The following is a 24023-nucleotide window of genomic DNA, read 5'->3' as shown; positions in this document are numbered from 1 at the left end:
CCATTCTCCTGAACTTGGGAGAGAGCCGTTGAAGCGTAGCCTGTACCTCGCCGCCGCGATCGCGCTGACCAGCCCTGCAATCGCCAGTGCCGCCGTGGACCTCAAGCTCCTGAAGGTGCAGGTCCTGCTCGACCGCGCCGGCTTCGCGCCGGGCGTGATCGACGGCAAGGGAGGCCAGTCGCTCACCGCCGCGTTGCGCGGGTTTCAGGAGGCGCGCGGCCTCTCCGTGACGGGCAAACCAGATGCCGCGACGCTGAATGCCCTCGGCGCGAACAAGCCGTTCCCCGCCACCCGCCGCATCGCCATCGGCAAGGCCGACGCCGCAGGTCCCTTCGCGCCGGTGCCGAAGGAGCCGGCCGATCAGGCGAAGATGTCGAGCCTCGGCTATGCGGCTCTCTCAGAGAAGCTGGCCGAACGCTTCCACACCACACCCGCGACCCTTGCCGCGCTCAACCCGGCCGGCACGCGCCTTCGCGCCGGCGCCGTGGTCAACTTCCCCAACGTCCTGCCCGCTTCCCGCGCCTACGATGCCAAGCTGAAGGACGATTGGAAGGCGACGCTCTCCTCGCTCAATGTCAGCGCCAGCCAGCCCGAGGCGGAGAAGGTCGTGGTCGACAAATCCGAAGGCGTGCTGAAGGTCTACGGCAAGGGCGGCAAGCTCGTCGCCCAGTTCCCCGCCACCATGGGCAGCGAGCATGATCCGCTGCCGATCGGCAGCTGGACGATCAAGGGCGCGTCTTACAACCCCACCTTCCACTACAATCCGGACCTGTTCTGGGACGCGAAGTCCAGCGACGAAAAGGCCAAGCTTCCCGCCGGCCCGAACAGCCCCGTCGGGGTCGTCTGGCTCGACCTCTCGAAGGAGCATTACGGCATCCACGGCACGCCGAACCCGGAGAAGATCGGCCGAACGGAGAGCCATGGCTGCATCCGGCTGGCGAACTGGGACGCGGCGCGCCTGTCGCTGATGGTCAAGCCCGGCACGCCCGCCATCTTCCAGGAGTAGGGAATGAACCGCCTCGGCTGCTGGCTGCTCGCCTTCTTCGTCGTGGTGGTCGGCGGCTTCCTGCTGCTTTCCCGCTGCGGCTGGTCGCCGGTCAGGACGGATGTCGGCCCGGCGCCCGCTCCGCAGGCAACCGCAAGCGCGCCCGGCAAGCTCGTCATCCCCGTCGCCGGCGTTAAGCCGGAAAGTCTCTACGACAGCTTCAACGAGGCGCGGGGCGGCGGCACGCGCAGCCACGGCGCGCAGGACATCATGGCCCCGCGCGGCACGCCGGTGCTGGCGGCGGCGGCGGGCAAGGTGGAGAAGATCTTCGAGAGCGAGAACGGCGGCCACACCGTCTACATCCGCTCGGGCGACGGCGGCACCGTCTACTACTACGCCCATCTCGACAGCTATGCTGACGGCCTCCACGAAGGGCGGGCAATCGCCCAGGGCGAGATCATCGGCACCGTCGGCTCGACCGGGGATGCCGATCCCACCGCCCCGCACCTCCACTTCGAGGTCAAGCGCATGGCCCCCGGAGAGAAGTGGCATCAGGGAACGGCGGTGAACCCGTACCCGCTTCTCGCCGGCTGACTTGCCGCCATGCCCGCTGGCCGCTAAAGGCGCGAGCGGCTCTTTCCATCATCGTGAGACACCCATGAAGATCAGCGGCGTGGACATCCGTCCCGGCAACATCATCGAATATGAAGGCGGCATCTGGCGCGCGGTGAAGATCCAGCATACGCAGCCGGGCAAGGGCGGCGCCTACATGCAGGTCGAAATGAAGAACCTGCGCGACGGCCGCAAGAACAACGTCCGCTTCCGCTCCGCCGAGACGGTCGAGCGCGTCCGCCTCGACACCAAGGACTTCCAGTTCCTGTTCGCGGATGGCGAGACGCTGACCTTCATGGACAAGGACACCTACGACCAGACGACGCTTCCGCGCGACCTGCTCGGCGACGCTGCCGCCTTCCTGCAGGACGGCATGGACGTGGTGATGGAGCTGTATGACGAGGAGCCGATCAGCGTGCAGCTGCCCGACACCGTCGAGGCGACGATCGTCGAGGCCGACGCGGTGGTGAAGGGCCAGACCGCCTCCTCCAGCTACAAGCCCGCCATGCTCGACAACGGCGTCCGCGTCATGGTCCCGCCACATATCGGCAGCGGCACCCGCATCGTCGTGGACGTCTACGAGCAGACCTACGTCCGTCGCGCGGACTGAGACCGAGCGGGCGAGACAAATAGCTGTGCTATTTGCCCGACCCGCCGGGTCCGGCCGGCGAGCGTAGCTCGACCGACGGCGCGGGCTTTGCTCGCGGCTGTTGCGGTAAACACCCTCAAGCCTGTCCCGCACAGCGGGAGGGGAGGAGTTGAACATGGTATCCCACTCCGGCCTTCTCACCGTCATGGAGCGTGCCGCGCGTAAGGCCGCCCCACGCCTGCGCCGCGACTTCGGCGAGGTCCAGAATCTGCAGGTCAGCCGCAAGGGTCCGGCCGACTTCGTGTCGATGGCGGACAAGCGCTGCGAAGACACGCTGGTCGAGGAGCTGAAAAAGGCGCGGCCCGATTGGGGCTTCCTTCTTGAGGAGGGTGGCGAAATCAAGGGCAATCCCGACAAGCCGCGCTGGATCATCGATCCGCTCGACGGCACGACCAACTTCCTCCACGGCATCCCCCATTTCGCGATCTCGATCGCGGTAGAGGAGCCGCGTCCCGGTGGCCGGCCGGAGGTGACGAGCGGCATCGTCTACCAGCCGATCACCGACGAGAGCTTCTGGGCGGAAAAGGGCAGGGGGGCCTGGGTGCAGAGCCAGCGCCTGCGCGTCTCCTCCCGCCGCGAGCTTCCCGATGCTTTGATCGCGACCGGCATTCCCTTCCTCGGCCACGGTGACTTTGCGCAGTGGAGCCGCATCTTCGGCGCGGTGGCCCCCGAGGTCGCGGGCATCCGCCGCTTCGGCTCGGCCGCGCTCGACCTCGCCTGGGTGGCGGCGGGCCGTTTCGACGCGTTCTGGGAAAGCGACCTGAAGCCCTGGGACGTGGCCGCCGGCGTGCTGCTGGTGCGGGAGGCGGGCGGCTTCGTCACCGACTTCCGTGGCGGCGACCGCGCGATGGAACGCAACGAGTTCCTCGCCGCCAACGACGTCCTCCATTCCAAGCTGCACAAGCTGGTCGCGGGGGCGCTCCGCTAGGCGATCTGCGCCCGCCAGCGGTAGAGATCCTCCCGCGCCCGCGCCGACATCATCGCCTTGCGATCCGCCTTCTTGCCGCGCACGTCGAGGGGCGGGAAAAGGCCGAAGTTTACATTCATCGGCTGGTAGGTCGCGGCATCCGCGCCACCCGTGATATGTCCCAGCAACGCGCCGAGCGCGGTGGTCGGCGGCGGCGAGGGCATCGCCTTGCCCGCCAGTTCCGCCGCCCAGAAGCGCCCTGCTAGCATCCCGATTGCAGAGGACTCGACATAGCCCTCGCATCCGGTGATCTGCCCGGCGAAGCGGACATTCGGCCGCGATTTCAGCCGCAGGCTCTCGTCGAGGAGGTCGGGTGAGCGGATGAAGGTGTTGCGGTGGAGCCCACCCAAGCGCGCGAACTCCGCATTCTGCAGGCCGGGTATGGTGCGGAAGATGCGCACCTGCTCGGCATGTTTCAGCTTGGTCTGGAACCCGACGATGTTCCACAACGTGCCGAGCGCATTGTCCTGGCGCAGCTGCACGGCCGCATAGGGCCAGCGCCCGGTGCGCGGATCGTCGAGGCCGACCGGCTTCATCGGTCCGAAGCGCAGCGTGTCGACTCCACGCTCGGCCATGACCTCGATCGGCATACATCCCTCGAAATACGGCGTGTTCTTCTCCCACTCCCGAAACTCGGTCTTCTCGCCGCCGATCAGCGCGGCGTGGAAGGCGAGATATTCCTCCTTGTTGAGCGGACAGTTGATGTAGTCGTGCCCGTCACCCTTGTTCCACCGTGACTGATACCAGGCGGTCTCGAGATCGATGGACGCGTGGTGGACGATTGGCGCGATGGCGTCGAAGAAGGCGAGCGCGTCGGCACCCGTCTCCGCCGCAATCGCGCTGGCGAGCGGGGCTGCGGTCAGCGGGCCGGTGGCGACGATCGCAGGCCTGTCCGGCAGCACGTCGACCCGCTCGCGCACCACCTCGATCAGCGGATGATCCTGGATCGCGCGGGTGACACCTTCCGAGAACCCGTCGCGATCGACCGCCAGCGCCGAGCCAGCCGGCACCTTGTGGATGTCCGCCTGCGCAAAGATCAGCGAGCCGAGCGCCCGCATCTCGGCATGGAGCACGCCCACCGCATTGCGATCCGGGTCGTCGGAGCGAAAACTGTTCGAACAGACCAATTCCGCCAAGCTATCGGTGTGATGCGCCGGCGTCTCCTCGACGCCGCGCATTTCGGACAGCCGCACGGCGATACCCGCCTCGGCCAATTGCCAGGCAGCCTCGGACCCGGCGAGACCGCCGCCGATCACATGAACGATGGGAGAAGACATGCCGCCTGCTAGCTTGCCCGCTTGGCCATCGGCAACCCATGGATTACCTCGCCACGGCTGAGGAACACTGATCCTCCCCTGGAAGGGGAGGGGGACCGCCGCCGGAGGCGGTGGTGGAGGGGTAGCTTCAACAAGCGCCGCGCCTGCGGTAAATACCCCTCCGTCAGCGCTGCGCGCTGCCACCTCCCCCTCCGGAGGAGGATAGAACTTAACTCACCCCGTGACCGGCAGCCGCAGCGAGCCATCCGGCTCATAAGCGAGCGGGCTGTACGCCACGACCTCATCCAGCGTCAGCGGCGCATAGAGATGCGGGAAGAGGTCGCCGCCACGCGACACCTCCCACTTCAGCGCCTTGCCAGCCGCATCGGTATCCACCGCGCAGAGGTGGAGATCGGCCTGCCCCGCGAAATGCCTCTCCAGCGTACCCGGTAGCTGTGCGGCGGTAGACAGGTGGATGAAGCCGTCGCGCTGGTCGTCGGGGGAGCCGGCGAAGCTGCGGGTCTCCTCCAGCCCAGCCATCTGTTCCGCCGTCAGCACCTTGTAGACCGTCGCTTCGCTCATGCGCCTTCTCCCGCCGCGCTGTCGTCCGCCGTGTCGGCGCCGGTCTCCGGGATCACCGTCCCGCCGTCGCTCAGATCGGCCTCCGCTTCATCCTCGCTCTCCTCGATGCGGGCGGCAGAGACGACATGCTCGTCCTTGGCGACATGGAAGAGGCGCACACCCGCCGAACCGCGCCCGATCACGCGGGTATCGCCTACCGACATGCGGATCAGCTTGGCCTGATCGGTGACTAGCATCAGCTGCTCGCCCTTATGCGCGGGGAAGGATGCGACCACCGGCCCGTTGCGGGCGAGGTTGTCGATGTTGGTGATCCCCTGACCGCCACGATTGGTGCGCCGGTACTCGTAGGCCGAGGAGCGCTTGCCGTAGCCGTTGGCGCAGACGGTCATGATGAACTCCTCCGCGTCGGACATCGCCGTCATCGTCGCGGCGTCCAGCGTCGGCTCGCGCTCGCCTTCCTTCCAAGGCGCGGCGCGCAGATAGGCCTCGCGCGCCTCGGTATCTTGATCCCATTCGGTGCTTTTCAGGATCGACAGCGAGATCACCGCATCGTCGCCGAGCAGTTTTGCGCCGCGCACGCCGGCGGAGGTGCGGCTCTGGAACTCGCGGACATCGGTTGCGCGGAAGCGGATGGCCTTGCCGTTGCGCGTGGCGAGGAGGACGTCGTCATCCTCGGTCAGCAGGGAGACGCCGATCAGCCTGTCGCTGGCATCCTCGTCCCCCTCCACGCCGAAGCGCATGGCGATCTTGCCCGCGCGCGGCACGTTGGTGAACGCGTCCATGCTGTTGCGGCGGACAGTGCCGCGTGCCGTCGCGAACATGACGTGCAGCTTGCCCCATTCCGCCTCATCCTCGGGCAGCGGCAGGACGGTGGAGATCGTCTCCCCCTCTGCCAAGGGCAGCAGGTTGATCATCGGCCGGCCGCGCGCCTGCGGAGCGCCCTCGGGCAGGCGCCAGACCTTCAGCCGGTAGACCTTGCCTGCGGTGGAGAAGAACAGCACCGGCGTGTGGGTCGAGGTGACGAACAGCTTGGTGACCGCATCCTCGTCCTTGGTGCCCATCCCCGACCGGCCCTTGCCGCCGCGCGCCTGGGTGCGGAACGCGTCGAGCGGGGTGCGCTTGATGTAGCCGCCGAGGGTCACGGTCACGACCATGTCCTCGCGCTCGATCAGGTCCTCGTCGTCGATTCCGTCGGCGGCGGCCGCAATCTCGGTGCGGCGCGGCGTGGCGAACAGGTCGCGCACCTCGGCCAGTTCGCCCCGCATCACTTCGTAGAGCTTGGCGCGGTCCGCGAGGATGTCGAGCAGCTCGGCGATCGAGGCTGCGAGCTCCTGAAGCTCCCCGCCGATCTCGTCGCGACCAAGCGCGGTCAGCCGGTGCAGGCGGAGGTCGAGGATCGCGCGGACCTGTGTCTCCGATAGCTGGTAGGTCTCCCCGGAAACCTCGGTATCCAGCGCCTCGACCAGCTTGATGTAAGGCGCGATCTCCCCGATCGGCCATTCGCGGGTGAGGAGGGTCGCGCGTGCTTCGGCCGGGGAGCCGGAGCCACGGATGATGCGAACCACCTCGTCGAGGTTGGTGACTGCGATGACCAGGCCCAGCAAGATGTGCGCCCGGTCGCGCGCCTTGGCCAGTTCGAACTTCGACCGGCGGGTGATCACCTGCTCGCGGAACTGGATGAACGCCTGGATGATGTCGCGGAGGTTGAGCAGCTCGGGCCGCCCGCCGCGGATCGCCAGCATGTTGGCGGCGAACGACCCTTGCGCGGGCGTGTGCCGCCAGAGCTGGTTCAGCACGACCTCGGGCGTGGCATCCCGCTTCAAGTCGATGACGATGCGCACGCCCTCGCGATTGGATTCGTCGCGGATGTCGCTGATGCCCTCGATCCGCTTGTCCTTTGCGGCCTCGGCGATCTTTTCGACCAGCGCGTTCTTGCCCTGCTGGAATGGGATTTCGGTCAGCACGATCGAGCGACGGTCGCCGCGCCCTTCCTCCAGCTCGTAACGGGAGCGGAGGATGACCGACCCGCGCCCGGTCTGGTACGCCGATCGCGCCCCGCCACGGCCCAGCATGATCGCGCCAGTGGGGAAATCGGGGCCGGGAACGATCTCGGTCAGTTCCTCGACTGTGATCGCCGGATTGGCGATCATCGCCTGGCAGGCGTCGATCACCTCGCCCAGGTTGTGCGGCGGAATGTTGGTCGCCATGCCGACCGCGATGCCGCCCGCGCCGTTGACCAGCAGGTTCGGGAAGCGCGCGGGCAGCACCTGCGGCTCGCTCTCCGACCCGTCGTAGTTCGGCTGGAAATCGACCGTATCCTTGTCGAGATCCTCGATCAGGTAGTTGGTCGCGCGGGCTAGGCGCGCCTCGGTATAGCGCATCGCCGCCGGCGGATCGGGGTCCATCGATCCGAAGTTGCCCTGGCCGTCGATCAGCGGCAGCCGCATCGACCAGTCCTGCGTCATGCGGGCCAGCGCGTCGTAGATCGCGGTATCGCCATGCGGGTGGTATTTACCGATCACGTCGCCGACGATGCGCGCCGACTTGCGGTACGGACGGTTGTAGAGAAACCCGTTCTCCTGCGCCGAAAACAGGATGCGGCGGTGCACCGGCTTCAGCCCGTCACGCACGTCGGGAAGCGCGCGCGATACGATCACCGACATGGCGTAATCGAGATAGCTGGTCTTCATCTCCTCGACGATGGAGATGGGCGAAATGTCGTCGTTCTCGATGGTCGGCGGGCTGCTGGCCAAAGCGGGTTTCCGTCAGTGTTGAATTGGTGACGACCCTCTAGGCGCTCCGCCCGGGGAACGCCACCCCACGCGCGTACGCGCGTGGGGATGTGGAGCCGGCGCTCAGACCCGCGTGATTAGGGGAACCGCGTCCGGCAAGCCGTCGTTCAGGCGGCGCAAGCTATTCCGTACGCGTTCCGGCTGCTTGTCTCGCCGCCGGGGTTTCACTAGCAAGTCGCACGCCCAGTCCCCCGGGCGATGAACGCGAGCCGTTCGAGAGGAGTTCTGATCGATGAAAATTGTATCGCGACCCGCCCTGGTCCTGGCGCTGATGCTCGGCACCGCCGCCACCGGCGCGATGATCGCCACCCCGGCGGTCGCCAAGGAAAAGAAGGAGGCGAAGGGTGCCGAGCCGAAGCTGAGCAAGGAAGCCCGTCCGCTCCTCGCCGCGGCGCAGACGGCTTTAGGCGCCAACGACTTCGCGACGGCATCCGCGAAGCTCACCGAGGCGCAGGGCGTCGCCTCGACTCCGGACGACAAGTTCTACATCGGCCAGCTGCTCTATCAGGTCGGCCAGAAGCAGAACGATCAGGCGACCCAGATGAAGGGCGTCGAGTTGATGACTGACAGCGGTTCGGAACTCGCCAAGGCCAATCTGGACCAGATGTACCTGATGCAGGCGCAGGCGGCGATGAACGCCAAGGATTACGGCAAGGCCGAGGGCCTGCTGACCAAGGCGAACGAGCTGAAGCCCGATCCGAACAACATGGTGGCACTCGCCGAGATCAAGGTCGGCCTGAAGAAGAACGCTGAGGCGATGCAGCTGGTCGAGCAGGCGATCGCGGCCAAGAAGGCAGCGGGTCAGCAGGTCGATGAGAACTGGTACAAGCGCGCGCTATCGATCGCCTATACCGCGAAGGACGCACCCAATACGGTGAAGTGGGGTCAGCTCTGGGTGCAGGCGTTTCCGACGCCCTCCAACTGGCGCAACGCCCTTTTCTCCTATCGTGACGTCAGCGCGCTGGACAAGGAGAGCGAGCTTGACCTCAATCGCCTAGCGCGTGCCGCCAAGGCGCTGAACGGCGAGCGCGACTATTACGAGTACGCCGATTACGCGCTGCAGAAGGGTCTTCCGGCCGAGGCCAAGGCGGTGATCGACGAGGGCTATGCGGCCAAGATGCTCGACGCCTCCAACAAGGCCGCGACCGAGATCCGCACGCTTGCCGCCCCGAAGGTCGCCTCGGACAAGGCAAGCCTCCCAGGTACGGAGAAGACCGCGCGCGCTGGGGCCAACGGCCGCATCGCGTTGAACACCGCCGATGCGTATCTCGGCTATGCCGACTACGCGAAGGCGGCGGACCTCTACAAGGTCGCGCTGCAGAAGGGCGGCGTGGACGCCAATGTCGTCAACACGCGTCTCGGCATCGCGCTCGCATTGTTGGGTCAGAAGGACGCCGCGAAGCAGGCTTTCGCTACGGTGACCGGCGTGCGTCAGCCGCTGGCACAGTATTGGACGATCTGGGCGGATCAGGCACCTGCTGCCTGATCTTTTCAAGGTCTAACCGGGAAGAGGGCGGCCATGCTTCGGTCGCCCTTTTTCTTTGGTCAGACCGGTATGCCCGGCAGATCCTTGGACGTGCGGATGGTGAGCGACGTCTTCACGCTCGCGACGTTGGGGGCGGTTGTCAGCTTGGAGGTGAGCAGCGCCTGGAAACTCGGTAGATCATGCGCGACGATCTTCAGGATGAAGTCGATCTCGCCGTTCAGCATGTGACATTCGCGGACCTCCGGGATGTCGGCGATATGCGCCTCGAACGCGCGCAGATCGTCCTCGGCCTGGCTTTTCAGGCTGACAAGCGCGAAAATGGTGGTCGGATAGCCGAGCGCGGCGGCGTCGAGCTGGGCGTGATAGCCCCGGATGATCCCGGCCTCTTCCAGCAGCCGCACGCGCCTGAGGCACGGTGGCGCGGTCAGCCCCGCACGGTGGGCAAGCTCCACATTGGTCATCCGCCCCTCGTCCTGCAACGTGGCGAGGATGACGCGATCCGTGGCATCGAGCCCGCTCATCCATTCTCCTCTCGAATTGGGCCAAACCATACGCGCCCATCAGTCTGCCGCGTGGTATAGGCGTCCCGTTTGGGCGCACGCCAGTGCCTTGAAGCGACAATTTCGTTGTCGCCCGCACCCTGATCTGCAGAGTATGCGATGGGACATGGCATGGGGCCGGGGATTGATGGAGGGGCGGCTGTTCCGCAGACAGGTCGATGGCGAGGGCGCGTCCGGACCGGCAAATGCCGGGCGGCTCGCCTCACGCGTCGGCGGGGAACCTGCGACCGGACCTGCCGATAGGATCATGGCGGACGCGGACGCACGTCTGCCGGATGCACAGGCCGAGGATGCCGAGTATTCGGATCCCCGGGGTGAGGCACGGCCGTTCGCGTCGGAGTTCGTTTTCGTCACGGACGAGAGAGGGACGATCCGGAGCGTCTCCGGCGTCCCGCGCGAGGCCTTGGTCGGGCACAGCATGGCATGCGTCGGAACGGACCGCATCGGCGGCTTCGACCAGCAGACCGGCGAGGCCTTCCTTCGCCGGCTGCCGGTGCGTGATCGTGGGCTGATGATCGTGGGATCGGGGCCGACCGCCGGCGCCTGGCGCGTCTGGGCGCGCCCCGCCTTCAGTGAGGAGGGGCGCTTCACCGGGTACGAGGGGGCGGCCCGGCGGCCGCAGCTTCGCGCGTCCTGGCAGGAGCCGGCCAAGCCGTTCCCCATCCTTGCGCCCGAGGTGGCGCGGCAACTGGTTCACGAACTGCGCACGCCCTTGAACGCGATCCGTGGCTTCTCCGAGATGATCGAGGGCGAGTTCCTCGGACCCGCCTCCGTCGCCGCGCGTGCTGTCGCGGGGGAGATCGTGCAGGGCGCGACGCACCTCACCGAGATGATCGAGGATCTCGACCTCGCCGCCGCGATCGAGAACGGCACCGCCCGGCTCGCCATGGGTGCGCGCGCGACCGATGCGGCCGCCTTGGCCGGTCGCGTAATCCGGGATCTCGCATCCGCAGGCGGGCCGCCCGCCGAACTCGCCATTGCCGCGCATGTGTCCGCACTGGCGGTGCCGCCCGAGATCGCCGAACGCCTCCTCCGGCGGCTCGCCGCCGTGAGTGCAGGCTATGCGGAGGTGGAGGAGGGGGTGACGATCACCATCGATCGCGACGCAGACCATTATGCCGTGATCTCCGCCGATCGGCCGAGCACGGTCCTCGACTTCGATCCGCGCAGCTTGATCGCGGGCCATGTCCAGATTCCCGGTAGCTGGCCGCACGGTCCGCTGCTGGGCATCGGCTTCGCCTTGCGCCTCATCGCTTGCGTGGCCGAGGCGTTCGGCGGTCGCTTCGACATCTCAGGCGAAACCTATGTGCTGAGCCTGCCGACGATCGCAACAGCCCAGCTTTCGCGCTAGAGGCGACGCGTGTCGGCGCGCATCTCTCCCCTCAAGCAGCTGCTCGGCGAACAGGCGGCGGCATCAGATCCGGCCCGCATGGTCTGGCTCTCCGCCTCGGCGGGCACCGGCAAGACGCATGTCCTGACCGCGCGCGTGCTCCGCCTGCTGCTTCAGGGCGTCGATCCCTCCACGATCCTGTGCTTGACCTTCACCAAGGCGGCGGCGGCGGAGATGGCCGAGCGGATCCGCAGCCGGCTGGCGCACTGGGCGCGGCTGCGGACCAACCGCCTGAAGGAGGAACTGTTCGCCCTCGGCGAGCCGACCGACGCCGCCGCCATCGACCACGCCCGCACCCTCTTCGCCAAGGTGCTCGACGCGCGCGGCGGCGGCCTGCGCATCCAGACCATCCACGCCTTCTGCCAGACCCTGCTCGCCTCCTTCCCCGTCGAAGGCGGCATGATCCCCGGCTTCCGCCCGCTGGACGGACAGCAGGAGGCGGCACTCGCCCGCTCAACGCTCGCCTCCTTGCTCGTGGAGGCGGAAAGCGGCGGGGATCACGGGCTGATCCGCGACGTCCAGGCGCTCAGCCACCGCATGGGCGAGGACAAGGCGGAGGCCTATCTGCGTGCCTGCGCCCGCCATCCGGACGCGATGACGGCGGTGGCACCGGGCATCGAGGCGCGGCTGCGGCGGCTGTTCGATCTGCCTTCAGGCGACATCCTCGATGCGATGATCGCCGCCTGCCATGATGACGTGTTCGACTGCGCCGGGCTGCGGCGGATCGCCGCCGCGAACCGCGCCTGGGGCACCAAGACCGGCGGGGAGCATGGCGACATCGCCGCCGCCTTCCTCGCCGCGAATGGCGCCGATCGGGCGGGCATGATCGACGACGTTATCGGCATCGCGCTCACCAAGGCGGGCGAGCGGCGGGCCTACTCCAAGAAGCTCATCGACGCCGAACCCGGCTACGAAGCGCTCTGCGACGCGCTCGCCGAGGGCTGCGGACGGCTCGTCGCGATGCGGGAGACGGCGGCCTTCGTGGACCTGCTCTCCGCCGGCATCCGGGCGGGTGCCGCCTACGCCACCGCTTTCGAGCGGGCGAAGGCTGCGGCAGGCGCGGTGGATTTCGACGACCTGATCCGCGCCGCCGATCGCCTCCTCACCATCCCTGGCATGGGCGACTGGGTCCGCTACAAGCTCGACAGCGCGATCGACCACATCCTGGTGGATGAGGCGCAGGACACCAACGCCGCGCAATGGCGCATCGTCTCGGCGCTGGCGGAGGAGTTCTTTGCTGGAGAGGGGGCACATTCCGATCGCTGGCGCACGCTCTTCACCGTCGGCGACTTCAAGCAGGCGATCTACGGCTTCCAAGGGACCAGTCCCGTCTTCTTCCAGGCGGCGCAGCATCTGTTCGGAGAGCGTGGGCGGGCAGCGGAGCGCCCGTTCACCGACCTCTCGCTCGACCGCTCCTTCCGCTCGACCCCGCCGGTGCTCGCCGTAGTCGATCGCGTCCTCGCCGATCTCGGCCATGAGGCGTTCGGGCTGGAGCGCGCCGCCCCGCCGCACGCCACCGCCCGCGTTCGGGAGGGCGGGCGCGTCACGCTGTGGCGTCCGCATGTCGCCATTCCGACCGAGGAACTGGCAGGCGAGGAAAGCTGGGCGCAGGACGCGACGCGCGGCTTCGCGATCAAGCTCGCGCGACAGGTGAAGGAATGGCTCGACACCCTCCTCCACCTGCACGGCCAGGGCCGCCCGCTCAGGCCCGAGGACATCATGATCCTCGTGCGCAAGCGCGGCGAACTCGCCTCGCTGATCGTCGCGCGCCTCCATGCCGAGGGTGTGCCTGTCGCCGGCGTGGACCGGCTGCGGCTGACCGCGCCGCTCGCCGTGCGCGACCTCCTCGCCGCGATCCGCTTCGCGCTGCAGCCGGAGGACGACCTCAACCTCGCTAACCTCCTCGTCTCACCCATCTTCGGCCTGTCGCAGGACGATCTGTTCGCCCTCGCTTACGATCGGAAGGGCAGCCTCTGGGACGCGGTGCGCGGGCATCCGGCGGCGGCGGGGCTCTCCGACATCTTGGGGTCCGCCGACCTCACCACCCCCTACGACTTCCTGGAGACGATCCTCTCCGGCCCGCTCAGGGGCCGGCAGAAGCTGATGCAGCGCCTCGGCCCGGAGGCGCTCGACCCGATCGAGGAGCTGCTGACCGCCGCCTTGCAATTCGAGAGCAGCGCCACGCCTTCGTTGCAGGTGTTCCTCGACTGGTTCGATCGCGGCGATATCGAGATCAAGCGCGACCCCTCGGCTCCACACGACGCCGTCCGCGTGATGACCGTCCACGGCGCCAAGGGTCTGCAAGCCCCGCTCGTCATCCTCGCCGACGCCACCGCCGATCCGGAAAGCGCGCGCGCCGACATCGTCGAACTCGATGTGGAGGGCGCGACCGTGCCGATTCCGCGTCCGCGGAAAGCGGAGGCGACCGGCCTGCTCGCCGAGGTTCTGGAGGAAACGGCGCGCGACGACATGCGGGAGCATTGGCGGCTGCTCTACGTCGCCGCCACCCGCGCCGAAGAGCATCTCGTCATCGGCGGCGCGCTCGGCCCCAAGGCGCGCGGCGTTCCGCCCGAAAGCAGCTGGTACACAGCCCTCGACAATGCGATTGGCGGCATGGGGGTCGACTGGATCGAGGACGCGCGCTGGTCCGGCGTCCGCGAGATCGAGGATGCGGGAAGCGGGCGCGTCGCCCATCGCCGCAGACCGCTTGCCGTCCCGCCGATCGCCGAACCGCAATGGCTGCGTCAGCCCGCCCCGCGTGAGCAGCGCCCGCCGCGCCCGCTCGCCCCCTCCCTAATGGGGGAGGATCGCGTCGCCGACCCACCACCCAGCCACGCGATGCGCGAGGCCGCCGAGCGCGGCCGCCTGCTGCACGGCTTGTTCGAACGGCTCCCCAACTTGCCACTGGAACGACGCGAGTCGGCGGCCGTCGCCTGGCTTTCCGGCATGGGCGTGCCTGACGATGCGGCCCGCGCGGCGCTGGTCCGCGACGCCTGCGCCATCCTCTCGGACCCGCGCTTCGCCGAGGTCTTCGCGCCCGGCGCGCTCGCCGAAGCGCCGATCGCCGCCGTGGTCGCGGGCCGGGTCGTTGCCGGCACCGTTGATCGGCTATTGGTCCGTGACGACCGGGTGCTCGTCGTCGACTTCAAGACCGGTCGCCGCGCGCCGGAGATGCTCGCCGATCTGCCGGGCCAGCATGTCCAGCAGATCGCCGCCTATGTCGTTGCACTGGAAAAGGTGTTTCCCGGCCGCCTGATCGAGGCGGCATTGCTCTACACCGCCGGCCCTTTTCTGCACATCCTGCCGCCCGATCTGCTGGACGGCGCGAAGCCGCGCTTCGACCCCTCGGAGCAAAGCTTGGCTGCCGATAGTTGAGACCGGGTCAGCCCCCGCCTACATGGGTGTCGTTACGCAGGAGAACCTAAGATGGCCACGAAGAAAATCACGGATTCCAGCTTCCACAGCGACGTCATCGCTGCCGAGGGGCCGGTTCTGGTCGATTTCTGGGCGGAATGGTGCGGGCCGTGCAAGATGATCGGGCCGAGCCTTGAGGAGCTTTCCGAAGAGCTGGGCGACAAGGTGACGATCGCCAAGATCAACATCGACGAGAACCCCGACGCGCCGGCGCAATACGGCGTGCGCGGCATCCCGACGATGATCCTGTTCAAGGGCGGTGCTCCCGCCGCCACCAAGGTCGGCGCGGCACCCAAGAGCCAGCTCAAGGGCTGGATCGAAGGCGCGCTCTGATCAGCCGTTGATGATCGCCGCCGCCTTGTCCCAGATCGCGGGCGTGGCGGCGGCGAGCAGGCCCTCGCGCTTCTCGCCGATCCGGTAGGGCGCGCCGTCCCAGCGGGCGATCCGCCCGCCCGCCTCGGTCAGGAACAGCGATCCCGGTGCATGATCCCAGGGATGCGAGCGCCAGAAGATCGCGAAGTCGTTCTCGCCGGAAACGATGCGCGGATACTGCTCCCCCGCACAGCGCGGAATGTCCGCCTGCTGCACCTTGCCCTTGGTCCGCGCTTCCATGTCGCCGCGCATGTGCTTCGGCAGATAGCGGGGGGCCAGCGCGCCGATCAGCACGTCCTCGTCGCTCCCCCGCGAGGTCACCCGCTCATCGTTCACGAACGCGCCGCCGCCTTTCACGCCGTGGAGCATGCGGGCCTTTACCGGATCGAGGATCCAGCCACCGACGACCTCGCCGTCCTCGGCAAGGCCGACCATGATCGCGAATGGCGTGCGCCCGCCCGCATAATTGCCGGTGCCGTCGATCGGATCGACGATCCACACCGTGCCGCTGTCGATCCCCTCCAGCACGGCCGCGTCTGCCGCCACCGCCTCCTCACCGACGACGCGTGATCCGGGTAGGATCTTCATCAGCCCCTCGGTCAGCCGCTCCTCGGACAGGCGATCGGCGACGGTGACGAGGTCGCCGGGCGACTTCTCGATGATCTGCTCCGCCGTCAGGCTCTGGAAATAGGGCATGACAACCGATTGGGCGACGTCGTTCATCAGCGCGGAGACGGCGGTGTGGAGGGCGTGCATCGCGTCCTTTCAGGTCAGCGGGATCATCACCTGACTGGCGTAACCCGGCCGCTCCCGCAAGCGCGCATACCAGTCCGCGACGCGGGAAAGCGACCGATCCGCGAGGTTCAGGCCGAACCATGTATGCGCGTAGACGCCCATCGGAATGTCGCCGATGCCGAACCGCTCGCCCGACAACCAGCCGGTTTCGGCGAGCGCGTCGTCCAGGATCGCCATCATCTTGGCGGTCGCCGCGCGCGACGCCTCTACAGCGCCCATGTCCCGCTCCCCCTCCGGACGGCGCACCAGGTTCACGAAGGCGTCGCGCTGCGCATCGGCATAGCCGAACTGCCAGTCCATCCATTTGTCGCCACGCGCACGCTCGGCCGGATCGGCGGGCCAGAACCCGCCCTCGGGAAAGCGCGCCGCGAGATAGCGCAGGATCGCGTTCGATTCCCAGAGCACGACACCCTCATGCTCGATCGTCGGGATCAGCCGATTGGGGTTCATCGCCAGATATGCCGCGGTGAACCCGAACTGCCCGCCGATGTCGCGCCGCTCGTAACCGATCCCCAACTCCTCGGCGAGCCACGCCACCTTCTTGACGTTGTGGGAGTTGAGGCGGCCCCACAGGATCACGACCGGTAATCCGCGTTGATCGAGATGTAGCCATGGGTCAGGTCGCAGGTCCAAACCGTCGCCCGCCCGTCACCCAGCCCGAGATCGACGCCGATCGCGATCTCCTGTCCCTTCAGATGCGCGGCGACTGGTGCTTCGTCATAGCCTTGGACGGCAAGTCCGCCGCTCGCGACCTGGGTCGTACCGAAGCGGATCGACAGCTTGTCGCGCTCCGCCGGCTCGCCCGCTTTGCCGACCGCCATCACCACGCGACCCCAGTTGGCGTCCTCCCCCGCGATCGCTGTCTTTACCAGCGGCGAGTTCGCGATCGAGAGCGCCACCCGATGCGCGCTGGCGTCGCTCTCCGCACCCTCGACGGTGATGGCGATGAACTTGGTCGCGCCTTCACCGTCGCGCACGACCAGATGGGCGAGTTGGCGGCAGGCGTCGGTGAGCGCCGCCTGGAAAGCATCCGCACCCGCATTGTCCCAGGAGGCCATGGGAGCGTTGCCCGCCGCACCCGTGGCAAAGGCCAGCACGGTGTCGGAGGTGGAGGTGTCGCTGTCCACCGTGATGCAGGAGAACGTCTCCCGGTTCGCCGCTGACAGCATCTCCTGCAGGAAGGCAGGTTCGACGGCCGCGTCGGTGAACAGGTAGCCGAGCATCGTCGCCATGTCCGGCGCGATCATGCCAGATCCCTTGATGATCCCGACGATGTTGACCACGCGCCCATCCACCACCGCGCGGGTGGTCACCGCCTTGGCGAAGGTGTCGGTGGTCATGATCGTCGCCGCCGCCTCGTCCCAGCCGCAGGGTTCCGCCGCCACCGCCGCGTCGATCCCGGCCTCGGCCTTGTCGATGGGCAGCGGCACGCCGATCACGCCGGTCGAGGAGACGAACACGTCCGAGGGCTTGCAGCCGAGATGCCCAGCCACTCGCGCTGCGATCGCCTCCACCGCCGCCCGCCCGCGATGGCCGGTGAAGGCGTTGGAATTGCCGGCGTTCACCACCAGCGCCCGCGCCCGGCCGAGCGGGAGCGCCGCCCTGCACCATTCGACTTCGGGCGATGGGCACTTGCTCTGCGTGGTGACGCCGGCGACGGCCGTCCCCTCCGCCAGTTCCACGAAGGTCAGGTCGCAGCGATCCCAGTTCTTGTACCGCGCCCGTGCGACGCGCAGCGTCACGCCGGGGATGGCGGGCAGGAGAGGGAAGGCGGCGGGCGCGAGGGGAGAGCGGGCTGTCATGGCCGACACCCTTAATCGCCTTTGTCTTACCCGCGAAAGTCAGGATGCGGTCGCCCGCCCCAACTTCAGCGCCGGGCCGGGCGGAGGTGGAGGGTTCCCAGCCCGTCCGGCAACGCAACAGGCCGATAATTGTGCGCCTGCGCGTACGCGATCAGGGTGCGGTCGGGATCGATGGTGAACTTGCGGCTCCGCCCCTCATAGCCGGTCAGGATCGCGGCCGGCGGTGCGGCGTCGAGCTGCTTGTCCAGCGTAGCGGGGGTCGCCACCGCCAGCCGCTTGGCCCGCTCCGGCGACAGCAGCACGCCGCTGCGATAGACGAACGGCCCTGTCGCGAACCGGCGATCGAGGATCAGCCCCGCGCCCGCCGCCCGATGCGGCGACAGCGTGACGATCGGCCCGGACAAGCCGTGCGCGCGGATAGTGGCGGCGATCCATTGCGTCTGGCTGGTGATGGTCAGCGCGTTGCCCTTGGGCGCGGGCGCGCGCACCAGAATCTTCACCGACTTCACGCTCCCCGCCGTCACCAGCAGGAGCGCGAGCGCCACGACCCAGCGGCGGGTCGCCCCGGCCGGCATGCGATCGACCGTCATCGCGAAGAGGATGAAGAGCGGCGGCAGCAGCGGCATCAGATAGGGCAGGTGGGTCGGCGTCGGGATCAGCGCGCCGAGCAGGCCCGCGAAGGTCAGCACCCGCAGGGCGTGACCCTCGAACCCGCCGCGCCGCCCCTTCACGGCCACCACCAAAGCGGCGAGCAGCGCCGGCCCCTGTACCGCCGACTCCAGCGTATCCAGCACCTTCGCCAGGACGCCGATCTTGGCGCCCATTCCGTTCGCCCCGTACCAGTGGAACGGTGCCACCGCGCCGAACTCGACCATCCCGTACCAGGCCTCGTGCCGCGCCACGGCGGTGCAGATGACGAGCGGTGCCAGCCCCACGGCCGTTCCGCCCGCGAAGCGCAGCACATTGCGCCCGCTCTGCCGGATCAGCAGCGTGCCGCTCGCCAGCAGATAGGGCGCAAAGGACAGCTTGGTCGCGACGGCCAGCCCGACGAAGAGTCCGAACAGGGCCCAGTTCCGCCGCGCCAGCAGGCCCCAGATCGCGCCCGCCAGAAACAGCGTCGCCAGCATGTCGTTGCGCACGATGCTGCCGGAGAACTGAAAGGCGGCGCATCCCCCCAGCCCGATGACGCCCAGGAGCGCGGCGGCCGGCGACACCCGCATCCGGCTGAGCGTCGCCCATACGACAGCAAGCACCCCAAACCCGCAGAGTGCGGTCGCCAGCCGCATCGCCAGGTACACGTCGTGCGGGAACAGGCGCGCGATCGGTGCGAAGACCAGCGCGTGGACCGGTGCCTGCAGCGACATGAAGTCGCGGAAGATCAGCCATCCGTCGGCCGTCAGCACCGCGCTGGCGACGTACTGCGCCTCGTCATGGTTCTCCGGCGCGAAAACCGCACGCGCGAGGATCGCCACGGCGAGAAGGCCGAGGAGGGCGATCAGGAAAGGACGCCAGCGATCCTGACGCATGGTTTCCGACATTGTGCGCGCGCCCAAGCTGAAGCGGATGCCCCTGTCAACGGCGTGCTGAACCGAAGGCGTTCCGCAAGGGTGAGGTTGCCGGGTATCGGCCCTGCTGATAGCGTCTGACCATGATTGCGCGACAGCAACTGATCTGGAACGCTGTCTTCGGCACGGCCGCTTTGGTCGCCGCGGTTGCCCTTCTGATCGACTCACGGCGATCCGCTCTTCCGCTTGAGGTGCCGCGCGTCGCCGTCGAAGTTGAGGCACAGAATGCCGCACCCGCCCTCGCTGTTTCGCGGGCAGTGCCCGATCAGTGTGGCAACGGGCGGCTTACGGCCAGTGATGGGCCTATATCACCGGCGCGTGCAGCAACCCCGCAGGGAAGCTGGATTACGTCGGAGGACTACCCCGCGTCGGCGCTGCAAGCGGAGCAGAGAGGCGTCGTGCTCGCGCGCTTTACCGTCCTCCCCGAGGGAAGTATTGCGAACTGCACGATTGAGCAGTCAAGCGGCGTTCCGGTTCTCGACAGAGCGACGTGTACGGCCTTGGTGCGCAGCGCCCGCTATGTGCCTGCTACAGATGAGGCTGGGTGCCCTGTCTCCAGCGAGAAGCGGCAGCGGGTGCGGTGGGAGTTGCCGGCGTAGCGACCCGTTCGAATTGACCTGAACCCGCCCTCCACCTATCTCCGCCGCCAGTCCCCGCGCGCGCATCGCGCGTCGTCCCAAGGAACACGCATGTTCGCCGGCATCGCCAAGGCTATTTTCGGTTCGTCCAACGATCGTTACGTCAAGTCGCTGCGGACGGTCGTTGAAAAGATCAACGCGTTCGAACCCGCGATCTCCGCGAAATCCGACGAAGAGCTTCAACAGCAGACGGTTCTTTTCCGCAAGCGTCTGTCCCAGGGGGAGACACTCGACTCCCTTCTGCCGGAGGCCTTTGCCACCGTTCGCGAAGCGGCGAAGCGCGTGCTCGGCCAGCGGCATTATGACGTGCAGCTGATCGGCGGCATGGTCCTCCAGCGCGGCGAAATCGCCGAGATGCGGACGGGTGAGGGCAAGACGCTGGTCGCGACGCTCGCCTGCTATCTGAACGCGCTGCCCGGCAAGGGCGTCCACGTCGTCACCGTCAACGACTATCTCGCCACCCGCGACGCGGAATGGATGGGGCAGGTCTACCGCTTCTTGGGCCTCACCGTCGGCATCATCGTGCCGAACCTGTCGGATCAGCAGCGCCGCGACGCCTATGCCGCCGACATCACCTACGCGACCAACAACGAACTCGGCTTCGACTATCTGCGCGACAACATGAAGTACGACCGCAGCCAGATGGTGCAGCGGCCCTTCAACTACGCGATCATCGACGAGGTCGACTCGATCCTCATCGACGAGGCGCGGACGCCGCTCATCATCTCCGGCCCGACCGACGACCGGTCCGAGTTGTACATGAAGGTCCACGCGATCGTTCAGCAGATCGTGCCCGAGGATTACGAGCTGGACGAGAAGGCACGCTCCGCCACCCTGACCGAGGACGGCACCGAAAAGGTCGAGCGGCTGCTAGAGGCGGCCGGGCTTCTGGAAGGCGCCAACCTCTACGATTTCGAGAACACGCAGGTCGTCCACCACCTCAACCAGGCGATGCGCGCCAACATCGTGTTTAAGCGCGACGTCGACTATCTGGTGAAGGACGGCAAGGTCGTCATCATCGACGAGTTCACCGGCCGCATGATGGACGGTCGCCGCTGGTCCGACGGCCTGCATCAGGCGGTCGAAGCCAAGGAAGGCGTCCGGATCGAGCCGGAGAACCAGACCCTCGCCTCGATCACCTTCCAGAACTATTTCCGCATGTACCCGAAGATCGGCGGCATGACCGGCACCGCCGCGACCGAGGCCGCCGAATTCTTCGACATCTACAAGCTGAACGTGGTCACCATCCCGACCAACATTCCGGTCAAGCGGATCGACCAGGACGACGAGTTCTACAAGAACCTCCAGGACAAGTTCGCCGCCATCGCCGTCGCGATCCGCGAGGCGTCGGAGCGCGGCCAGCCGGTGCTGGTCGGCACCGTCTCGATCGAGAAGTCGGAGCTGCTATCCGAGTTCCTCCACCGTGACGGCGTCAAGCACGAGGTGTTGAATGCTCGTTACCACGAGCAGGAAGCCCATATCGTTGCGCAGGCCGGCCGGCTGAAGGCCGTAACCATCGCCACCAACATGGCGGGTCGCGGCACCGACATTCAGCTGGGCGGCAATCTCGAATTCCGCATGAACGATGAGTTCCCGGCCCTGGTCGAGGGTACGCCCGAATACGACGCCAAGGCAGCGGAAATCCGCGCCGAGATCGCGGCGGAAAAGCAGGCGGTGCTCGACGCCGGCGGGCTCTTCGTGCTCGGCACCGAGCGGCATGAGAGCCGCCGCATCGACAACCAGCTGCGCGGTCGCTCCGGCCGTCAGGGCGACCCGGGCCTGTCGCGCTTCTACCTCAGCCTGGACGACGATCTGCTTCGCATCTTCGGCCCGCAGACGATGTTTGCCAAGATGATGAACAAGAACCTTGCGGATGGCGAGGCGATCGTGTCGCCATGGATCAGCAAGGCGATCGAGACCGCGCAGAAGAAGGTCGAGGCGCGGAATTACGACGTCCGCAAGCAGGTCGTCGAATATGACGACGTGATGAACGACCAGCGCAAGGTCATCTACGAACAGCGCGCCGACATCATGGACGCGGCGACTGTGGATGACGTCGTCACTGACATGCGGCGTGAGGCGGTGAACACCATCGTCGCGGACGCCTGCCCGCCCGCTTCGTACCCCGAACAGTGGGACGTCGCCGCGCTGAAGGCGCGGACATCCGAACTCCTCAACCTCGATCTCGACATCGATGCCTGGGTGGCGGAAGAGGGGATCGATCCCGAGGCGCTGGAGGAGCGGCTACAGGCCGCCGCCGATGCTGCGATGGCGGAAAAGACCGGCCTGCTCGATCCCTCCAGCTGGGAACAGGTCGAGAAGTCGGTGCTGCTCCAGTCGCTCGACCATCACTGGAAGGAGCATCTCTCCACGCTCGATGCGCTGCGTCAGGTGATCCACCTTCGCGCCTATGCGCAGCGGACCCCGATCAACGAGTACAAGCAGGAGGCGTTCGCGTTGTTCGAGCGGATGCTGACCGCGATTCGAGAGGACGTGACGCGGGTCCTCGCCCACGCCACCTTCGGCCAGGCACCGGAACTGCCGCCGATGCCGGACTTCATCACCACCCATATCGACCCGTTCACCGGCGACGACGACACCCGCGACTTCGACGCCGGCCTCGGCCTCGTCACCACCCGCATCCCGCAGGCGACCTTCCAGCCCGAGCCTGCCACGGATGTCGGCACAGACCCCGCCGAATGGGAAGGCCGCGTCAGCCGCAACGCCCCATGCCCCTGCGGCTCCGGCGCCAAGTACAAGCATTGCCACGGGGCGAGTGCTTAGCTGCAAAAGTCGAAAGGTCTGATCCTCTCCTGGAAGGGGAGGGGGACCGCCGCCGAAGGCGGTGGTGGAGGGGTAGTGCGTAGCGCGCGGCACGGTCAAAGATCATGCGAACCGGTGGATGCGGAGACCTGCGTGCTCTAGATCCTGCGTGTCGCTCGCGGGAACTACTCCTCCACCGCCTGCGGCGGTCCCCCTCCCACGTCGGGGGAGGAATAGAAGTGTCACTGCAGTTCGAACGTCAGCCGAACATCACCCTTCCAATGTAGAAAAACTTTTGCCACCCCATCCGTGGCTCTTTCGATCGTTTATCATGTCCTTTCGCGCACACGCGTGCGTGCGCCTGTGCGGGCGCACGTTGGTGTCGCGACTTTCGTGACTTTCCGCGCTGTGAGACTGCGCGCAGAGTGCGTTTTCAGCGTGACGTAGCGTCAACTTAGTCAACTTCCGCGCTCCACCAGAGCACCATCTGCAAAACGAAAAGGGGCCGCGCCATCACTGGCGCGACCCCTTCCTGTCCTCGATCCGAAGTTCAGGCGAACCTGGCTTGCACGCTCCGACGCCGCATCGCGCCGCCGATCAGGCCGAAGCCGGCGATCATCATCGCCCAGCTGGCCGGCTCCGGCACCGCGCCCGGCGCCTGCGGCGGCCGCGTGCCTAGCCAGATCTGGTCCTGATTGCCGTCGGCGGTGAGGCTGTTCAGCTGCGTGTTGGCCAGCGCCTTCCAGTCGCCCTTGGTAACCTTGCTGAGATATCCGTTGGCAAGAGTCTTCGCCGCGCTTAGCGAACTGCCGCTCGCGGAGAACCAGCCGTCCGACAGCGAGTACTTGGTCGTGCTCGTCTCATAGGCGATTTCCCATACCGCCAGCTGGACGGCAGCGGAGGTGTCGGCGCTGGTGATGGACACGTTGCCCAGCAACGCCATCACCTGATCCTGCTTCGCCGCATACTGGCCGCCGACATTCACATCGTCGGTGCGGGTAAAGGTGCCGGTTTTCAGCGTGTTGAAGATATCGATGCAGAACGTCTTCAACGAAACGGCGGCGTTGGTGTCAAGGTCCTTGCCGGTCAGCAGGAACTGACCCGCGTTAACCGAGCGCCCGCTGCCGAAATAGCTGACGGTACCAGCCTTGCTGCCCTTCGTCGTCGCGACGTTGGTGATCTTGACCAGCGCGGAGGCGGGCTGAGCCACGCCAAGCGCGAGAACCAGGGCGACGCCCGTCGAGAGATACGCGTGCTTCACGATTCCCACCTGCTTGATTGTGCAGGTGCGATGTATGTCGCTTTGTTGCGGATGCGCAACGTAAACGAATGCTAAATGCCTGTGCTTAATTCCATATTTGGGACGGTCGCAGATGGAGCGGCCCCGGCGAGTGG

Annotated in this window: 19 protein-coding genes; 10 read left to right on the top strand and 9 right to left on the bottom strand. The window is 67.1% G+C overall.

All coding sequences use genetic code 11. The annotated features are described in order from the left end of the window. Nucleotides 1–28 precede the first annotated feature (28 nt). The 4 genes from ACM608_RS09470 (at nt 29) to ACM608_RS09455 (ending at nt 3174) form a co-directional block, all read left to right on the top strand. Nucleotides 29–1006: a L,D-transpeptidase family protein gene (locus ACM608_RS09470; RefSeq protein WP_419682981.1), complete on the top strand. Its 978-nt coding sequence runs from the start codon at nt 29–31 to the stop codon at nt 1004–1006. Between the two features lie 3 nt (nt 1007–1009). Then, the gene (locus tag ACM608_RS09465; protein WP_419682980.1) at nt 1010–1579 is read left to right on the top strand and encodes a M23 family metallopeptidase; all 570 of its coding nucleotides are present in this window, start codon (nt 1010–1012) and stop codon (nt 1577–1579) included. Nucleotides 1580–1643: 64 nt separating this feature from the next. Then, nucleotides 1644–2207: an elongation factor P gene (gene efp / locus ACM608_RS09460; RefSeq protein ID WP_419682979.1), complete on the top strand. Its 564-nt coding sequence runs from the start codon at nt 1644–1646 to the stop codon at nt 2205–2207. 154 nt (nt 2208–2361) lie between these two features. Continuing rightward, a complete protein-coding gene (locus ACM608_RS09455; protein WP_419682978.1) occupies nt 2362–3174 on the top strand; it encodes an inositol monophosphatase family protein in 813 nt (270 codons plus the stop codon). Here ACM608_RS09455 and trmFO read toward each other — a convergent pair. From trmFO to gyrA, 3 genes are all read right to left on the bottom strand, one after another. Continuing rightward, on the bottom strand, nt 3171–4490 hold the full coding sequence (gene trmFO / locus ACM608_RS09450) for a methylenetetrahydrofolate--tRNA-(uracil(54)-C(5))-methyltransferase (FADH(2)-oxidizing) TrmFO (RefSeq protein ID WP_419682977.1): 1320 nt from the start codon (nt 4488–4490) through the stop codon (nt 3171–3173). The genes ACM608_RS09455 and trmFO overlap by 4 nt on opposite strands. A 213-nt stretch (nt 4491–4703) precedes the next feature. Further along, entirely contained in the window at nt 4704–5051 is a 348-nt protein-coding gene (locus tag ACM608_RS09445; RefSeq protein ID WP_419682976.1) for a DUF952 domain-containing protein, read from the bottom strand. Beyond that, nucleotides 5048–7804 (bottom strand): DNA gyrase subunit A, encoded by a 2757-nt coding sequence (gene gyrA / locus ACM608_RS09440; protein WP_419682975.1) that lies wholly within the window; start codon nt 7802–7804, stop codon nt 5048–5050. The genes ACM608_RS09445 and gyrA overlap by 4 nt, the downstream gene beginning before the upstream one ends. Before the next feature lie 271 nt (nt 7805–8075). Between gyrA and ACM608_RS09435 the strand changes: the two genes are divergently transcribed. Beyond that, nucleotides 8076–9329 (top strand): hypothetical protein, encoded by a 1254-nt coding sequence (locus ACM608_RS09435; RefSeq protein ID WP_419682974.1) that lies wholly within the window; start codon nt 8076–8078, stop codon nt 9327–9329. A 59-nt stretch (nt 9330–9388) separates the two neighbouring features. Here ACM608_RS09435 and ACM608_RS09430 read toward each other — a convergent pair whose 3' ends face one another. After that, nucleotides 9389–9850, bottom strand: coding sequence for an Lrp/AsnC family transcriptional regulator (locus ACM608_RS09430; protein WP_419682973.1), 462 nt, complete (start codon nt 9848–9850; stop codon nt 9389–9391). A 145-nt stretch (nt 9851–9995) separates the two neighbouring features. On the opposite strand from ACM608_RS09430, the gene ACM608_RS09425 reads away from it, so the two are divergent. The 3 genes from ACM608_RS09425 to trxA are packed head-to-tail and all read left to right on the top strand — an operon-like array spanning nt 9996 to nt 15026. After that, nucleotides 9996–11240, top strand: coding sequence for a histidine kinase dimerization/phospho-acceptor domain-containing protein (locus tag ACM608_RS09425; RefSeq protein ID WP_419682972.1), 1245 nt, complete (start codon nt 9996–9998; stop codon nt 11238–11240). Between the two features lie 9 nt (nt 11241–11249). Further along, nucleotides 11250–14654 (top strand): double-strand break repair helicase AddA, encoded by a 3405-nt coding sequence (gene addA, locus ACM608_RS09420; RefSeq protein ID WP_419682971.1) that lies wholly within the window; start codon nt 11250–11252, stop codon nt 14652–14654. A 51-nt stretch (nt 14655–14705) separates the two neighbouring features. Further along, the gene (trxA, locus tag ACM608_RS09415) at nt 14706–15026 is read left to right on the top strand and encodes a thioredoxin (RefSeq protein WP_419682970.1); all 321 of its coding nucleotides are present in this window, start codon (nt 14706–14708) and stop codon (nt 15024–15026) included. On the opposite strand, the gene ACM608_RS09410 is transcribed toward trxA, so the two are convergent. The 4 genes from ACM608_RS09410 to ACM608_RS09395 form a co-directional block, all read right to left on the bottom strand. Next, on the bottom strand, nt 15027–15821 hold the full coding sequence (locus ACM608_RS09410; RefSeq protein WP_419682969.1) for an inositol monophosphatase family protein: 795 nt from the start codon (nt 15819–15821) through the stop codon (nt 15027–15029). It lies immediately after the preceding gene. Between the two features lie 9 nt (nt 15822–15830). Beyond that, a complete protein-coding gene (locus tag ACM608_RS09405) occupies nt 15831–16439 on the bottom strand; it encodes a glutathione S-transferase family protein (protein WP_419682968.1) in 609 nt (202 codons plus the stop codon). Continuing rightward, a complete protein-coding gene (argJ, locus tag ACM608_RS09400; RefSeq protein ID WP_419685153.1) occupies nt 16436–17662 on the bottom strand; it encodes a bifunctional glutamate N-acetyltransferase/amino-acid acetyltransferase ArgJ in 1227 nt (408 codons plus the stop codon). The genes ACM608_RS09405 and argJ overlap by 4 nt, the downstream gene beginning before the upstream one ends. 65 nt (nt 17663–17727) lie before the next feature. Beyond that, nucleotides 17728–19200, bottom strand: coding sequence for an ArnT family glycosyltransferase (locus ACM608_RS09395; RefSeq protein ID WP_419682967.1), 1473 nt, complete (start codon nt 19198–19200; stop codon nt 17728–17730). A 110-nt stretch (nt 19201–19310) separates the two neighbouring features. Between ACM608_RS09395 and ACM608_RS09390 the strand changes: the two genes are divergently transcribed. Together ACM608_RS09390 and secA are read left to right on the top strand one after the other, a co-directional pair. Continuing rightward, complete coding sequence (locus tag ACM608_RS09390; protein ID WP_419682965.1) at nt 19311–19826, top strand: energy transducer TonB; 516 nt, start codon at nt 19311–19313, stop codon at nt 19824–19826. A 90-nt stretch (nt 19827–19916) separates the two neighbouring features. After that, nucleotides 19917–22649: a preprotein translocase subunit SecA gene (gene secA / locus ACM608_RS09385; RefSeq protein WP_419682964.1), complete on the top strand. Its 2733-nt coding sequence runs from the start codon at nt 19917–19919 to the stop codon at nt 22647–22649. Nucleotides 22650–23178: 529 nt separating this feature from the next. On the opposite strand, the gene ACM608_RS09380 is transcribed toward secA, so the two are convergent. Further along, nucleotides 23179–23889, bottom strand: coding sequence for a PEPxxWA-CTERM sorting domain-containing protein (locus ACM608_RS09380; protein ID WP_419682963.1), 711 nt, complete (start codon nt 23887–23889; stop codon nt 23179–23181). Nucleotides 23890–24023: the final 134 nt, after the last annotated feature.

The organism is Sphingomonas sp. ID0503 (assembly GCF_048565625.1).
GTDB lineage: Bacteria > Pseudomonadota > Alphaproteobacteria > Sphingomonadales > Sphingomonadaceae > JBLZUR01.
Note: the sequence above shows the minus strand (reverse complement) of the source record. Positions and strands in the feature narration are given on the sequence as shown.